Below are 14,429 nucleotides of genomic sequence, written 5' to 3'. Positions count from 1 at the left end.
GTTCAGCCCTCCTGGTGGAAGTCGCGGAGTGGGAAGCGGCGGGGCTTGATCCCCGTCGCACGGGCAAAGGCGTTGGCGATCGCTGCCGCCGCCGCCGGGAGTGCGAGTTCGCCGGCGCCGCCGGGGCGGTCGCCGTTGGCGGGCATGAAGTGCACGACGATCTCGGGCGGGGTGTGCTTCATCTGGGCGATCTCGAAGTCGCCGAAGCTGCTCTCGCGGATCGCACCGTTGTCGAGATGGAGTCCCGTACGGAGGATCGAGGAGATCGCATCCGTCGCCGCACCGATCACCTGGGCCTCGAGTCCGGTCGGATTGACCACGCGGCTGACGTCGAGCGCCACGACGAGCTTGGTGACCCTGGCGTCGACGTCGGGATCGGGCGAGGTCTGCAACTCACAGAGCACCGCCGCTCGCGACTTGTACTCGTTGTGGACGCCGAAGCCCTGCGCACTCCCCGCCGGCATCGAGCGACCCCAGTCACCGAGTTCGGCCACCTTGGCCAACACCGCCTTGGTGCGCTCGTCGTCCAGGGTTCGCATGCGGAAGTCGTACTCGTCCTCGCCCATCGCTCGGGCGAGTTCGTCGACGATCACCTCGTTGGCGACCACCGCCGTGCCGGAGTAGATGCCACGCCACGACGAAGTGGCGACCGGGAACTTCTTCTCGTTCAACAGCAGCGTCGTGAGGCCGAAGTCGTACTGAACGAGTTGGGTCGAGTGCCAGATCGTCTGGCTGAACCCGAACGGCACCAGTTCGCCACCGAGGGCGGTGATGCCCTCGCCGAACCCGTGGCGCAGATCGAGCTCCGGCGTGGCCGCACGGTGATCGAAGGTGAACACCTTGCCCTTGCCACCCAACAGGCTGCGTGTCCGGTAGGTGGCCTGCACGTTGTGGATGCTGAGTGGACGGGCCCGACCGAACTTCATGTCCTCCTGGCGGGTGAACATCAACTTGATCGGGCGGCCGGCGATGCTCGAGATCCGGGCCGCTTCGACCGCGGCGTCGAAGAACAGGCGACGGCCGAACGAGCCGCCCGTCTTGACCACGTTCACCTCGACGCTCGTCGGCAGGATCCCGAGGTCGCGAGCGATCTTGGCCTGCGCCGCAACGGGCGTCTTCACGCCCGTCCAGACCCGTGCCCGACCGTCCGAGACGTCGGCGATCGCGGTCATGGTCTCCATCGGCGCGTGAGCCATGTACGGGAAGATGAACTCGCCGCTGATCTTCTTCGTGAGCAACGGGATCGACGGCAGAGTCGGAAGGTTGATCCGACGCAGATCGTCGATGATGTCGTCGTCGGAGAGGTCGTCGGCGGTCCCGCCGTTCCAGACGATCTCCAGGGCGTCGCGTCCGCGGAAGGCCTCGCCGAACGAACGGGCGATCACGGCGACGCCCGACGATGCCCCTTCGACGTCGATCGGGACCTCGACGACGTCGATCACGCCGGGAAGCGATCGGGCGACCGCATCGTCGTACGAGGCGACGGTGCCGCCGAGGGTCGGTGGGCGAGCGACCACGGTGGGCATCGCGTCGGGCACGACGTCGAGATCCATGGCGTACTGGACCTTGCCGGTGACGATGTCGCGTGCATCGAGTCGTGCCGTCGGCTGCCCGACGACGCGGTAGTCGGACGGATCCTTCGGAACCGCCAGGCGAGCGAGGTCGTTGCGTCCTTCGACACCGTTCGAGAGGTCGGCGTAGCGGATCGATCGGCCGTCGGGAGCCGAGGCGAACCCGTCCTGGGTGGTGATCTGTCCGGCCGGAACACCCAACTGCTGCGCCGCCGCGAGCACGATCATCTGGCGCAGTGCGGCGGTGACCTTGCGGAGCGGATCCCACAGCGACGAGATCGAGTGGGAGCCGCCGGTGATCTGGCCGGTCAACCGGCGGATCTCGGCCGGCGAGAGCGACGGATCGATCATGTCGACGGCGACGTCGAGCTCCTCGGCCACGATCATCACCGCAGCGGTGATGATCCCCTGTCCGACCTCCATCCGTGGGAGTTCGAATCGGACCCGATTGTCGGCCTCGATGCGGATCAGGTAGTCGTAGTAGAACGGATCGCCCGACAACAGCAGCAGGTCGGTGAGGTCGAGTGCGTCGGCCAACTCCGGGATCGGTGGGAGCAGGTCGAGGGCCTCGGCATCGTCATCACCCGTGACCCTGTCGACTCCGACCGTCAGCGCAACGGCCAGCGCGGATCCCTTGATGGCGTACCCGATGAGCGATCGGCGCTCCACCGGCGTGGCGAGGACCCCGGTCGGTGACGGCAGGTCATCGCCGATGTCCTCGGTTTCAGCGTGTGACTCTGGCGAGCGGGTCGTCATGGTCATTCCTCTCGATGGTGCTTCGGTCGGTCGAAACCAGCGGCGTTCGTGTTGCGGTCGCATGACGTCTGTCGTGCGGGGTGTCGCTTGTCACGCAAATTATGGCATCGGATGCCCCTTGTCAAGAAAAAGGTGACATCCAGTGTCGACTATGGCGGTCCAAGTGGCACGACATGCCAACGAACTACGCTGTGAATCGAATGAGCAGGACGACGGGGAAGCGTGCAGCGAACAGGGAACGCGTCCGCGACGACCTCGCTGCCGCGGCACTGAACCTGTTCGATCGTCAAGGTTTCGCCGACACCACGGTCGACGAGATCGCCGAAGCCGGTGGAGTGTCCCGCCGCACGCTCTTTCGACACTTCCCCACGAAAGCCGACGTCATCTTCGCGGATCATCCCGAGCGGATCATGCGGCTCGACGAGTACCTGCTCGCTGCTTCGCCCGACACCTCACCGCTCGATGTCGTGATCGGGTCGGCCAAGGCCACGATCCCGTCGTTCGTCGACCCCGCCGACTTCTTCCTCACCCGACACCGCCTGCTGAAGGACACGCTCGAACTGCGTCTGCGCGAACAGGCCTACGGGCTCCAGTACACCGGGGTGCTCGCTCGGTTCCTGCGCCGACGACTCCGCGAGACGGGCATCGACGTCGCCGACGTGAACGCGCTGAGCGACATGATCGCGGCCGCCGTCGTCACGGTCGTCAATCGCGCACAACGCACGTGGTCGGCGTCGGCCGGTCACGCCGACGCGATGGAGACCACCACGATCGGCCTGAGCATGCTCCGCCAGGCGTTCGACCCGCTGGTGAACCCTCGATCGGATGCGGTCTCCAACCCGACCGTGATCGTGATGAATGCCGAGGGCAATGTTCCACCCGACGTCGTGAAGCGACTCAACTCCATCTTCGATCCGACCTGAGACCCACCGCCACGTCTCGTCCCGTCACGTCACGTCGTGGTCGAGATCGAGCCGTCTTCCCGACGGCTCAGCTCGGACGTCGTCACCTCATGGGTTCGGGGAGTTCGTCGGCGTGGACGACCGCGAGACGTTGCGTCGAACGGGTGAGAGCGACGTAGAGCGCACGCATCCCGTGTTCGATGTCGCTCACGATCCGGCTCGGCTCCACGACGATCACACCGTCGAGCTCCAGACCCTTCACCACACTCACCGGCACGAGGGTCACACCGGAGTCGAGGCCGGTGCGGGTGGCAGAGCCGTGGGTGATCCCTGCGGCCGTCAGGGCCTCGGACAGATCGGGCAGCATCGAGTCGGGTGCCACGACACCGAGCGACGCACCACCCAACTGCTCCTGCATCGTGGCCACCTGACGCGCGACCTCGGCGGGAAGTTCGTCGAGCGATCCGGCGCGCACGATCGACGGGCCAGCCTCACCGACACGCACCGACTCCGGAGCACGCAGCCCCGGCGTGGCGACCGCTGCGACCTTGTTCGCGAGTTCCATGATCTGGCCCGGGATGCGGTAGCCGACCGACAGGCCGATGACCCGCGGCGCCCGGCGATCCGGCAGGTGCACCAACACGTCGTCCCACGAGTCGGGGGCGAGCGGCCCGGTCGCCTGGGCGATGTCGCCGACGATCGTCATCGATCCGTTCAGCGAGCGGCGGGCGGCCATCTTCAACTGCATCGGTGTGAGGTCCTGCACCTCGTCGATCACGATGTGACCGAACGTGCGGATCTCGTCGGCATCGTCGAACTTGCCGTCCCTGCCGGGCTTCGGGCCGAGCACGTCGAAGGCGTCGTCGAGAAGTGCCACGTCCGACATCGTCCAGCGGACATCGTCGACCGACTCCGATCGCGGCCGGAACAGTGTGAGTGCGTCGGACTCGCCCATCACGTCACGCGCGGCGAGCTTGAGCAGCGCCTTCGAACCGAACAGATCGTGCAGGAGCTGCGCGGGCGTGAGCACCGGCCACATCGCGTCGAGGATCGCACGACCCTCGTCGGTGTGGCGGAACGCCTCCCTGATCTGGCGTGGCCCGACCTCGGGGTCGCGCTGGCTCGCGGCGAGCACCCCCCACACCTCGTTCTCCACGTAACGGCGCCCTGCGTTGTGACGCTGGAAACGCCGCTTCGCCGTCTTGACGATGCGCGCGGAGTCCTGGACGAGCAGGCGCACGTAGCCCGCACCGAACGGCAACACGACGTCCTCGCGCAACGGGCGTTCCCGGTCGGCGACAGCGTTGTCGATCATCTCCGACATCCGCTCCTCACCCTTCAGACGAGCTGCGGCGTGCGAATCGTCACCGTCGTCGCCGGGGCGCAGGAAGCTCACGCCGCGCACGAGGTCGGCGAGCACCACCTGGTCCACGCCGGCCTCACCGAGCGACGGGAGGACACGTTCGATGTAGCGCAGGAACACGCGGTTCGGACCGATCACGAGGACGCCCTGGTCCTCGAGCGGGAACCGGTGGGTGTAGAGGAGGTACGCGGCCCGGTGGAGTGCGACGACGGTCTTGCCCGTGCCTGGCCCGCCCTGCACCACCAGCACACCCTGCTGCGGAGAGCGGATGATCTCGTCCTGCTCGCCCTGGATGGTGGCCACGATGTCGCCGAGCGTGCCCGTGCGGCCGCGCTCGATCGAGGCGAGCAGCGTCGAGTAGCCGCGCAGTCCGGAGTCGGCGGCGACGACCGCCCCGTCACCCTCGCTGCGCAGGCTGGCGCCGGAACTCAATCCGGCGTCGTCGCCGAGTCCGAGGTGACCGTCGCCGAACAGTTCGTCCTCGATCCCGAGCAGGCTGCGACCTTCGATCACGAAGTGCCGACGACGCGCGATGCCCATCGGCTCGCGACCGGTGGCCCGGTAGAACGGCTCGGCAACCGGGGCGCGCCAGTCGACCACCACCGGCTCGCGGTCCTCGTCGGCGATGGCGAGACGCCCGATGTGGAACGGCTCGAACTGATCGGGGGACTCGGCCACCCGGTCGATCCGTCCGAACACCAGGGCTGCATCACCGAGATCGAGTTCCTCGAGCCGCTTCACGATGGCGGCGTCGAACGTGTTGCGCTCGTACCTGGCCTGGAACGTGCCGCCCTGGTCGGCCTCGGTCATGTTCCGGATGCGGAGCGCGGCCGCCTTGCTGGCGTCCAGACACTCGTACGCGTGGTCGATGTAGGACTGCTCTTCGGCGAGTTCGGGATGCTGTTGCGTCATAAATCGGGGCGGAGAAATGCTATCCCCGAGCCTCCCCGTCTCGTCCAACGTCGGTCACACCCCCACACCCCCACCGGTGAGCCTCCATCGCACCCACCCCGACCCAAACTCACCGCTCCAGATCCCCACACCCCCACCGGTGAGTCTGCGTCGGGCCCGGACCGACGCAGACTCACCGACCGGGTGTGGGAGGTCGCCAGGGGACCCGTCGGTGGCGTGGCGATAGCGTCCGTGCACGATGACCGACCCTGTTTCCGTCCCGTTCCTCGATGCCGCGAACGGACGCACTCCTGCGCACACGCCGGTGTGGTTCATGCGCCAGGCCGGTCGCTCGCTGCCCGAGTACAAGGGTGTGCGCGGCGAGGGATCGATCCTGCATGCGATCAAGCAGCCCGAGACGGCCGCCGAGATCACGATGCAGCCCGTGCGCCGATACGGCGTGGACGCCGCCGTGCTCTACAGCGACATCGTCGTTCCGCCCCATGCGGTCGGGTTCGGCATCGACGTCGCCCCGGGCACCGGCCCGGTGGCCGAGCAGCCGCTTCGGTCCGTGGCCGACCTCGAACGACTCCGGCCGCTCGAGGTGGACGACGTGTCCTACGTGGTCGAGACCGTGAAGCTGCTCGTCGAGGAACTCCCCGCATCGGTGCCGCTCCTCGCGTTCGCCGGTGCGCCGTTCACCGTCGGCAGCTACCTCATCGAAGGCCGACCGTCGAAGGACTACCGGTACACGAAGGCGATGATGTACACCGAGCCGGCGCTGTTCCACCAGGTGATGGACCGCCTGGCCACGTCGGCGGTCACCTTCATCGACGCCCAGTTGACCGCCGGTGCCGGCGCCTTCCAGCTCTTCGACTCGTGGGCCGGATCGCTCAGCCTCACCGACTACCGCAAGTTCGTGCTCCCCCACTCGACCCGCGTGTTCGCCGAACTCCGGGTTCGTCACCCGGAGGCTCCGTGCATCCACTTCGGGATCGGGTGCGACCATCTGCTCCCGGCCATGTACGGAGCGATGCCCACGGTCGGTCCGCGCGTCCTCGGTCTCGACTGGCGCACTCCGATCAGCGACGCGCGCGCACGCCTCGGCGACGACCTCGTCGTGCAGGGCAACCTCGACCCATCGCTCGTGCTCGCCGGCACCGACGCCGCTCTGGCCGGCACCGAGCAGGTCCTGGAGTCGAATCGGCGCGCTGACGGCTCGCAGCATGCTGGTCACGTCTTCAACCTCGGTCACGGCGTCCACCAACACAGCGATCCCGACGTCCTCCAGGCGGTCGTCGACCGCGTCCACACCGCCACCTCCCTCCCGAACGAGTCGGTGTCGGACACCGTCGGTCGACCGGATGGCGTCTGACACGATTCGGTTGCGCCGTACGGTTCGTCTCGGGTCGGACGTCGATCCGGCGCGTGTTCGGCCGAGACGTCTGACATCATGAGATGTGGCGCACCGAGCGCCCGAACCCCTGACCGAGGCCCGCGAATGCCGAATCCATCGTGAAGACTGCGTGGACAGGACGACGCCGCCGCACGCTGCGACACGGCCTCCTCGTCGCCGCCCTGGCGGTGGCCGGTGTCACGGTCTCCAGTGCGTCGATGCAGACCGCCGGTGCCGACACCTCTCCGGCGACGGTCTCCGACGCAGCGCCGGTCGCCGGACTCCGGCCCGCCGAGCGGGTGTCGGCCCCCCGTCTCGTGTCACCGCGAACCGAAGTGCTGCAGGCCGGCGTCGTCGGGATCAACAAGGTGAACGACACGTTTCCCCAGACCGACATCTCCGTGGCAGCGATCGCGGAGGTCGGCGACACGATCTACGTCGGAGGCAAGTTCACCCAGGTCGAGATCGCGGCAACGGGTCAGCGCATCGGCCAACGGTTCCTCGCCGCCTTCGACCGATCCACCGGCGCGTGGATCGATTCGTTCCGCCCGCAGATCGACGGGAACGTGTGGGACCTGAAGGCGACGGGCGACGGCCGACTCATCGTCGCCGGCCAGTTCTCCAGCGTGAACGGCCGCCCGAACACGACCGGGGTCGCCATGTTGGATGCGGCGAGCGGGGCCCTCGACCCGACCTGGCGCGTCTCGCTCGGCCTGACCGGCGCCCCGCGCTGGCCGATCGCCCGTGCGCTCGACATCGAGGACGGCTACGTCTACATCGGCGGCAACTTCACCCGCATCACCGGCTCGGACAACAGGACCACGCAGGTGATCCAGGCCGCCCGGGTGCGCCTCGACACCGGCCGCGTCGATCCGTCGTTCGTGCCTGACTTCGGCGGGATCGTGTTCGACATCGATGCCGCCCTCGGACGCGTCTACGTCGCAGGCAACTTCTTGTTCGTGAACGGGGCCGAGTCGATCGGCATCGGCATCCTGAACGCGTCGGACGGGTCGCGCGTCGCCGGACTCCGACCCCCCGTTCGAACGAGCGACGAGATCACCAGGAACTACCAGCAGGCCGTCCTCGTTCTCGACGGTCAGGTCTGGCAGGCCGGTTCGGAACACAGCCGCCAGGTGTACCGGCGGAGCGATCACGCTCTCATCCGGTCGTGGATCAGCGACCCGTTCGGCGACGGCCAGGCGCTCGCGATCCTGAACGGCGTCGTGTACTCCGGGAGCCATGCCAGCGGCGCGACGCGGCTGTATCAGGACGCCCGTCGCTGGCCCGGGCTCGACGGAGCGACCAGCAGCAAACCCATCGTCTGGATGGAGGCGTTCAACTCCGCGGTTCCCGAACACCTCGCCTGGAATCCACAGATCGGCAGCCGGAACGGCGAGGGCAGCTGGGAGTTGTTCGCCGACTCGACGGGATGCCTCTGGACGGGCGGGGACTTCAACCGCGGCAGCTTCGACGGCGCCACGCCACGCTACGTGCAGGGGTTCGCGAAGTTCTGCGCCTCGTGAGTGTGCGACCGCCGCATGCACGGTGATCGGTCAGTGACCCGGGAATGCTCCCTGCAGCGTCGCAGCGGTGAGCGTGTTCTCGAGCAGACAGGCGATGGTCATCGGCCCGGTTCCGCCCGGCATCGGGGTGATCCAGCCGGCGACCTCGGCCACGGCTTCGGTGTCGACGTCGCCGACGATGCCCGCCTCGGTGCGTGAGACGCCGACGTCGATGACGGCGGCGCCGGGCTTGACCATGTCGGCGGTGATCATGCGGGCCTGGCCGGCGGCACCGATGACGATGTCGGCTTCGGAGACGACCGCAGCCAGGTCGACGGTGCGCGAGTGCGCCATCGTGACGGTGGCGTCGGCGCCCTTGCGGTTGAGCAGCAGAGAGAGCGGGAGTCCCACCAGCGTGGAGCGACCGATCACGACCGCTCGCTTGCCCGACGTGGGCACGTCGTACTTCTCGAGCAACCGCATCACGCCGAGCGGGGTGCAACCGACCAGGCCCGGCCGGTTCCGCACGAGTCGCCCCATCGACCGTTCGGTGAGCCCGTCGACGTCCTTCTCGGCCGGCACGAGGTCGAGCACCGGTTCGGGGTCGAGGCCGTCGGGCAACGGCAACTGGACGAGGATCCCGTGCACCGAGGGGTCGGCCGCCAGTTCCCTCACGATCGCTTCCACCTCGGCCTGGGTGGCGTCGGCCCCGAGGCCGTGGTGTCGCGACACCATGCCGGCCTCGGCGGCCTTCTTGTGCTTCGAGTTCACATAGCGCTGCGACGGCCCGTCGTCGCCGACGAGCACCGTGGCCAGGCAGATCTCCGGCGAGCCCGCTGCGGCGATCCGTTCGGCCAACCCCGCGACGATCTCGTCGCGCAGGGCATTTCCGTCCATCACGATCGCTGCCATCGCGGCGACGCTACTGCCACTCAGGATCCCCGACGCGATGAGCGGCCCACCCCGCCGCGGCGACTCGCCACGCACCGGGTTCGGACGTCAGCCCGCTTCGGAATGGGTGACCGCCTGCTCACCCATCCACTCGCGCAGGGTGTTCTTGAGCTTGGTCTGCTGGATGAACAGGTCCTGCTCGGCAGGGCTGTCACCGGCGGCCTGAGGGGCCTTCAGGTAGAAGCTCAGCCATTCCTGCACGCCGCTCTCACCGGCGCGGTGTGCGAGGTCCATGAACAGCGCCAGGTCGAGCACGATCGGGGCGGCGAGGATCGAGTCGCGGCAGAGGAAGTCGACCTTGATCTGCATCTCGTAGCCGAGCCAACCGAAGATGTCGATCGCGTCCCAGCCCTCCTTGTTGTCACCACGCGGCGGGTAGTAGTTGATGCGCACGACGTGGTCGATGTTGCCGTACAGGTCGGGGTACACCTCGGGCTGCAGGATGCCGCCGAGCACGCCGAGCTTGGACATCTCCTTGGTCTTGAAGTTCTCCGGGTCGTCGAGCACCTCACCGTCGCGGTTGCCGAGGATGTTGGTGGAGTACCAGCCGCGCATGCCGAGCATGCGGGCCTTGAAGCCCGGGGCCAGCATCGTCTTCATGAGGGTCTGGCCCGTCTTGAAGTCCTTGCCGGCGATCGGAACGCCGTTGCGCTTCGACAACTCGATCATGCAGTCGAGGTCGGTGGTGAGGTTCGGTGCGCCGTTGGCGTACGGAACGTCGCTCTGCAGCGCGGCGTAGCAGTAGATCTGCGACGGTGAGATGTTCTCGTCGTTGTCCCGCAGTCCCTGCTCGAACGCCTCGACCGTGGCGTGGACGTCGGACGGCTCCTGGTAGGCCTCGGTCGAACCGCACCAGACGATCACCATGCGGTCGCAGCCGTTCTCCTCCTTGAAGCGCGCCATGTCCGCGATGAGTGCCTCTGCCTGTTCCCACTTGTTCGAGATGTCCTTCACGCGAACACCGTCGAGGCGGCTCACCCATCGCTGGTCGAACACGGCCTCCATCGGCACGATGCCTTCCATCTCCTTGGAGACCGCATCGAGGTCCTTGCCCTGCAGAACGCCTGCGGTCGTGGCCGCTTCCATCGCGTTGGGCGAGATCGGATCCCACCCACCGAAGACGATGTCGTCGAGGCTGGCGAGGGGCACGAATTCACGGATGAGGGGGTTGCGGTCCTCCTCCTTGGTGCCGAGACGGATGTGGGCCATCTGGCTCACCGACCCGATCGGGGCGTGCGTGCCGTTGCGAGCCGCGATGACCCCGGCGATGAAGGTGGAGGCCACGGCGCCCATCCCGGGGGTGAGCACACCGAGCTTGCCGGTGGCGGGGGCGATCTGTCGAGCTGTCATCGAGTCAAGCTAAGCATCCGTTCATGATTTGTCCATCTGGTGAAGCATGACTTCACATTGCCGCACGGGTACCCTGGCGGGGTGTCGACCACCCGATCCGACCGCTCGAACCATCGGGGCTCCTCGGTCGACCGTCCGCTGCTCCCCGACATCACGATGCGTCAACTCGAGTACCTCGTGGCCATCGACGACGCACCGACGTGGGCGGTCGCAGCGGAGCGGGTCGGAGTGAGCCCGTCGGCACTGTCGCAGGGCTTGGCCGAACTGGAGCGACGAATCGGCGTCGACCTGTTCGAGAACGTGGGCCGTCGTCGCGTCCTGCGCGCGACCGCCCGACCCGTCCTCGACCACGCCCGTCAGGTCGTCACCCTCACGACCGACCTGACCCGGTGGTCGACCCGACTGCGCGACGGCACGAGCGGCAGCGTGCGCCTCGGCATGGTCGACGTGGCCGCCGTGGTCCACTTCCCCGACGTGCTGCGGTCGTTCCGCTCCGAGCGCGGAGACGTCGACCTGTTGCTCTCGGTCGCTCCGTCACGTGCGCTGCTCGACGACGTGGCGCGCGGAGGCCTGGACCTCGCCGTGTGCGTCGAGCCGCCCGAGCCACTTCCCGGCATCGACACCGTGGCACTGCTGAGCGAGACGCTCGTGGTCTACGCCCCGCCGACCACGGTCATCGGCCACCCGTCGACCTGGGGACCGTGGGTGCTGTTCCCGTCGGACTCCCACACCCGCCGTGCCGTCGAGCAGAGGCTCGTCGAAGTGGGAGCCAGGGTGGACATCGCCGCCGAGTCGCACCAGCCCGACGTGCTCCGCGAGATGGTGCAACTCGGCCTGGGGTGGACGGTCCTGCCGCGCACCCAGGGCGAGACGGCGCAGGCCGACCTGGTGGTGGGCGACCGACTGCTCGAGCGCAAGTTGGTGCTCGCTCGGCGGTCACGGTCGGTCCACGACCCCGCCGCCGACGATCTCGCCGCCCGGTTGCGTCGACGACCTCAGCCGGCCTGAACGACGCTGCGACTCCCGGGGCTCGGCCTCGATCGACTCCGACCGTACGGCGCCGCCAACGTCCGATCGGATCAGGCCGGAGCGAGCAACACGCGGCCGCGCGGTCCGTCGACGCACCCACTCGGTCGTTCCGTCGCTGTCAGACCGTCGGCGTACGACCGGCGAGCACCGTGGCGAACTGGTCGGTGTCCACGTTGCCGCCGCAGAGGACGAACGCACTGTGGGCGCCGCGCTGCGCGGGCGACTCCGACAGGAGTCCGGCGAGCGCGATCGCGCCGGCCGATTCGGCGACGTTGTGTGTGGTCCGGAAGATGATGCGCATCGCCTCGGCGACGGCGTCGTCCGACACCGAGATCACCCGGGCTGCACCGCCGATGACGCCCGCCATGGACTGTGGGTCGGGCGAGCGCGTCGCCACCCCGTCGACGAACGTCGCTGCGGTCGGTGTGGTCGTGAGCCTGCCGGACCCGAACGTGAGCTTCGTGGCGGGAGCACGATCGGACACCACGCCGACCACCCGGGTGTCGAGTCCGAGCAGGTCGCGTACCGCGATGATCGCGTTCACGCCCGAGCCCATCCCGACCGGCACGTAGACCGTGTCGATCGGTTCCGCCGCCTCGAAGAGTTCGAGTGCGTACGTCGCGACACCGAGCACCAGGTCACGGTGGAAGGGTGGGACCGCCTCCAGGCCGTGGTCGTCGGCGTGGGCGACCGAGGCCTGACGGGCCTCCTCGAAGTCGTCGCCGTGTTCGATGACGGTCGCGCCGAGTGCCCGCATCGCTGCGTTCTTCTCGACGCTGTTGCCGTGGGGCACGAAGATCGTCACGCTGCGGTCGTGGATCCGACCGGCGAACGCCAGGCTCTGGCCGTGGTTGCCACGCGTCGCGCTGACCACCCCGGACACGTGCGGTCGCTGTCGCACCAGGCGATCGAGGTAGACCAGGCCACCACGAACCTTGAATGCGCCGACGGGCGTGTGGTTCTCGTGCTTGACAGTGACTCTCGTACCGGCGTGGGCCGTCAACATCGGCCACTCGAACTGGGGTGTCGGAGGAACGTGCGGCCGCACGATGCGTACCGCCTCGGCGAGGTCGGCGCGAGTGAGTGTCAGGGCCGGGGGAAGCGGCGGGGCGGTCTCAGACATGGTCGCCGGGGTGCTCGCTGGGGGCGTGGGCGTGCGATCGGGTCGTCGACCCGTGAACTGCGTCCTCGGTGACGACCAGGTCGAGGCGAACGTCGTGATCCTCGGTCGGGATGCTCTCGACGATCTGGGCGGCGAACGCCACCCCGATCACGACGGCATCGTCGCGACGCGCCGGGAGGAACCGGTCGTACCACCCGCCGCCCTGGCCGACCCGGTCTCCGTCGGCGGTGAACGCCGTCCCGGGAACGATGATCACGTCCGGCCACGACGCCTCGACGTCGTCCTCGGGCACCGCGGTCTCGATGCCTCGATCGGCGCACCACGAGAACAGCGCGTCGGTCTCGACCTCGCCCACGACCGATGCGTAGGCGAGCAGCCGTCGGGCGTCGACGACGGCGTGGAGTGAGACCAACCGTTCGATGATCCGCTGCGATCGCTCGGGTCGGTCTGCGAGGCCTCGTCGCAGCGCGCGCATGCGGCGACGCAGATCGCGTTTCGCCTCGACGATCGACGACGCACTCGCCTCGTTCTGGTCTGGCATGGATCGGCAGCGTACAGTTCGAGGCGATGAGCGATCAGACGAACGAACCATCCACGAACGGCGGCACAGGCGATGTGAGCTTCGATCCCGGGCACTTCCGCACCGTGCTGGGTCACTTCCCGACCGGGGTCACCATCGTGTCGGGCATGAACGCCGACGGTGTTCCGCACGGCTTCACGATCGGTTCGTTCACGTCGGTGTCGCTCGACCCGCCGATGGTCGGCTTCCTCCCGCAGATCGGATCCACCACGTGGGAGGAGATGGCGCCGTCGGGCAGCTTCTGCGTCAACGTGCTCAGCGATCAGCAGAGCGATCTCTGCTGGAAGTTCGCGAAGTCGGACACCGACGCGACGCGCTTCGACGGCGTCGGGTGGCACGCAGCGCCTTCTGGTTCACCGATCCTCGATCGTGCCGTCGCGTGGATCGACTGTTCGGTCGAGCACGTGTACGACATGGGCGACCACCACTTCGTGCTCGGGCGCGTCGGCGCGCTCGATGCCGACGCCGACCACGACGGGACGCCACCCGTGCCGCTGCTGTTCTTCAAGGGCACGCTGGGCGGTTTCGCAGCCGAAGGCTGATTCGATGTCGACATGAGTCGATCGTCGATCAACGAACGAACCCCGATCGCCGCCGCCGTCGACGCCGGCATCGTCACGGCTTTCGTCGCCATCGGGCGCAACAACCACGACGAGGATCCCGGCGTGATCGGGCTGCTGTCGACTGCGGCGCCGTTCCTCGTCGGCCTCGTCATCGGGTGGCTCGTGACGAAGGCCTGGGACGATCCGATGCCGATCCGCAGGGGCCTGATCATCTGGCCGGTCACCGTGGCCGTCGGCATGATCGGGCGCAGACTCGTCGGGGACGGCACCGCACTGTCGTTCGTGATCGTCGCCACGGTGTTCCTCGGCGTCACCCTCGTCGGCTGGCGCGCCGCCCGCCTCGCCGTCGTCGCCAAGCGCCACGTCGTCTGACGTGTGGGACCGGCCCCACGCCGGGGCGACCACGACCCATCCATCCGGTGTCCGACACCATGTGGATGGCGGCATTCGGT

The 14,429-nt window shown here is 68.1% G+C and carries 12 protein-coding genes; 6 read left to right on the top strand and 6 right to left on the bottom strand.

The annotated features are described in order from the left end of the window. Positions 1-2 precede the first annotated feature (2 nt). The gene (locus tag ABJK40_RS02115) at positions 3-2,333 is read right to left on the bottom strand and encodes a molybdopterin cofactor-binding domain-containing protein (RefSeq protein WP_348482130.1); all 2,331 of its coding nucleotides are present in this window, start codon (positions 2,331-2,333) and stop codon (positions 3-5) included. Positions 2,334-2,527: 194 nt separating this feature from the next. Between ABJK40_RS02115 and ABJK40_RS02110 the strand changes: the two genes are divergently transcribed. Further along, entirely contained in the window at positions 2,528-3,250 is a 723-nt protein-coding gene (locus ABJK40_RS02110) for a helix-turn-helix domain-containing protein (RefSeq protein ID WP_348482128.1), read from the top strand. Between the two features lie 82 nt (positions 3,251-3,332). Here ABJK40_RS02110 and ABJK40_RS02105 read toward each other — a convergent pair whose 3' ends face one another. Further along, on the bottom strand, positions 3,333-5,504 hold the full coding sequence (locus ABJK40_RS02105; protein ID WP_348482126.1) for an ATP-binding domain-containing protein: 2,172 nt from the start codon (positions 5,502-5,504) through the stop codon (positions 3,333-3,335). A 238-nt stretch (positions 5,505-5,742) separates the two neighbouring features. Here ABJK40_RS02105 and hemE point away from each other — a divergent pair, with 238 nt between their 5' ends. After that, complete coding sequence (hemE, locus tag ABJK40_RS02100; RefSeq protein WP_348482124.1) at positions 5,743-6,858, top strand: uroporphyrinogen decarboxylase; 1,116 nt, start codon at positions 5,743-5,745, stop codon at positions 6,856-6,858. A gap of 140 nt (positions 6,859-6,998) precedes the next feature. Then, positions 6,999-8,402 carry a hypothetical protein gene (locus ABJK40_RS02095; RefSeq protein WP_348482122.1) on the top strand — a complete coding sequence of 468 codons (1,404 nt, stop codon included), beginning with the start codon at positions 6,999-7,001 and terminating at the stop codon, positions 8,400-8,402. 30 nt (positions 8,403-8,432) lie between these two features. Here the strand turns inward: ABJK40_RS02095 and ABJK40_RS02090 are convergent, their stop codons facing one another. Together ABJK40_RS02090 and ABJK40_RS02085 are read right to left on the bottom strand one after the other, a co-directional pair. Continuing rightward, positions 8,433-9,293: a bifunctional 5,10-methylenetetrahydrofolate dehydrogenase/5,10-methenyltetrahydrofolate cyclohydrolase gene (locus ABJK40_RS02090; protein ID WP_348482120.1), complete on the bottom strand. Its 861-nt coding sequence runs from the start codon at positions 9,291-9,293 to the stop codon at positions 8,433-8,435. 87 nt (positions 9,294-9,380) lie between these two features. Next, entirely contained in the window at positions 9,381-10,682 is a 1,302-nt protein-coding gene (locus ABJK40_RS02085; RefSeq protein ID WP_348482118.1) for an inositol-3-phosphate synthase, read from the bottom strand. 81 nt (positions 10,683-10,763) lie between these two features. On the opposite strand from ABJK40_RS02085, the gene ABJK40_RS02080 reads away from it, so the two are divergent. Continuing rightward, positions 10,764-11,690, top strand: a complete 927-nt coding sequence (locus ABJK40_RS02080; RefSeq protein WP_348482116.1) for a LysR family transcriptional regulator — start codon at positions 10,764-10,766, stop codon at positions 11,688-11,690. A 139-nt stretch (positions 11,691-11,829) separates the two neighbouring features. Here the strand turns inward: ABJK40_RS02080 and ABJK40_RS02075 are convergent, their stop codons facing one another. After that, entirely contained in the window at positions 11,830-12,834 is a 1,005-nt protein-coding gene (locus ABJK40_RS02075; RefSeq protein ID WP_348482114.1) for a threonine dehydratase, read from the bottom strand. Continuing rightward, positions 12,827-13,375 (bottom strand): 5-formyltetrahydrofolate cyclo-ligase, encoded by a 549-nt coding sequence (locus tag ABJK40_RS02070; RefSeq protein WP_348482113.1) that lies wholly within the window; start codon positions 13,373-13,375, stop codon positions 12,827-12,829. Before ABJK40_RS02070 ends, ABJK40_RS02075 begins: the two co-directional genes overlap by 8 nt. A 26-nt stretch (positions 13,376-13,401) precedes the next feature. Between ABJK40_RS02070 and ABJK40_RS02065 the strand changes: the two genes are divergently transcribed. Next, the gene (locus tag ABJK40_RS02065; protein ID WP_348482111.1) at positions 13,402-13,956 is read left to right on the top strand and encodes a flavin reductase family protein; all 555 of its coding nucleotides are present in this window, start codon (positions 13,402-13,404) and stop codon (positions 13,954-13,956) included. 12 nt (positions 13,957-13,968) lie between these two features. After that, positions 13,969-14,349 (top strand): DUF3054 domain-containing protein, encoded by a 381-nt coding sequence (locus ABJK40_RS02060; RefSeq protein WP_348482109.1) that lies wholly within the window; start codon positions 13,969-13,971, stop codon positions 14,347-14,349. Positions 14,350-14,429: the final 80 nt, after the last annotated feature.

The organism is Ilumatobacter sp. (assembly GCF_039969435.1).
Lineage (GTDB): Bacteria > Actinomycetota > Acidimicrobiia > Acidimicrobiales > Ilumatobacteraceae > Ilumatobacter_A.
Note: the sequence above shows the minus strand (reverse complement) of the source record. Positions and strands in the feature narration are given on the sequence as shown.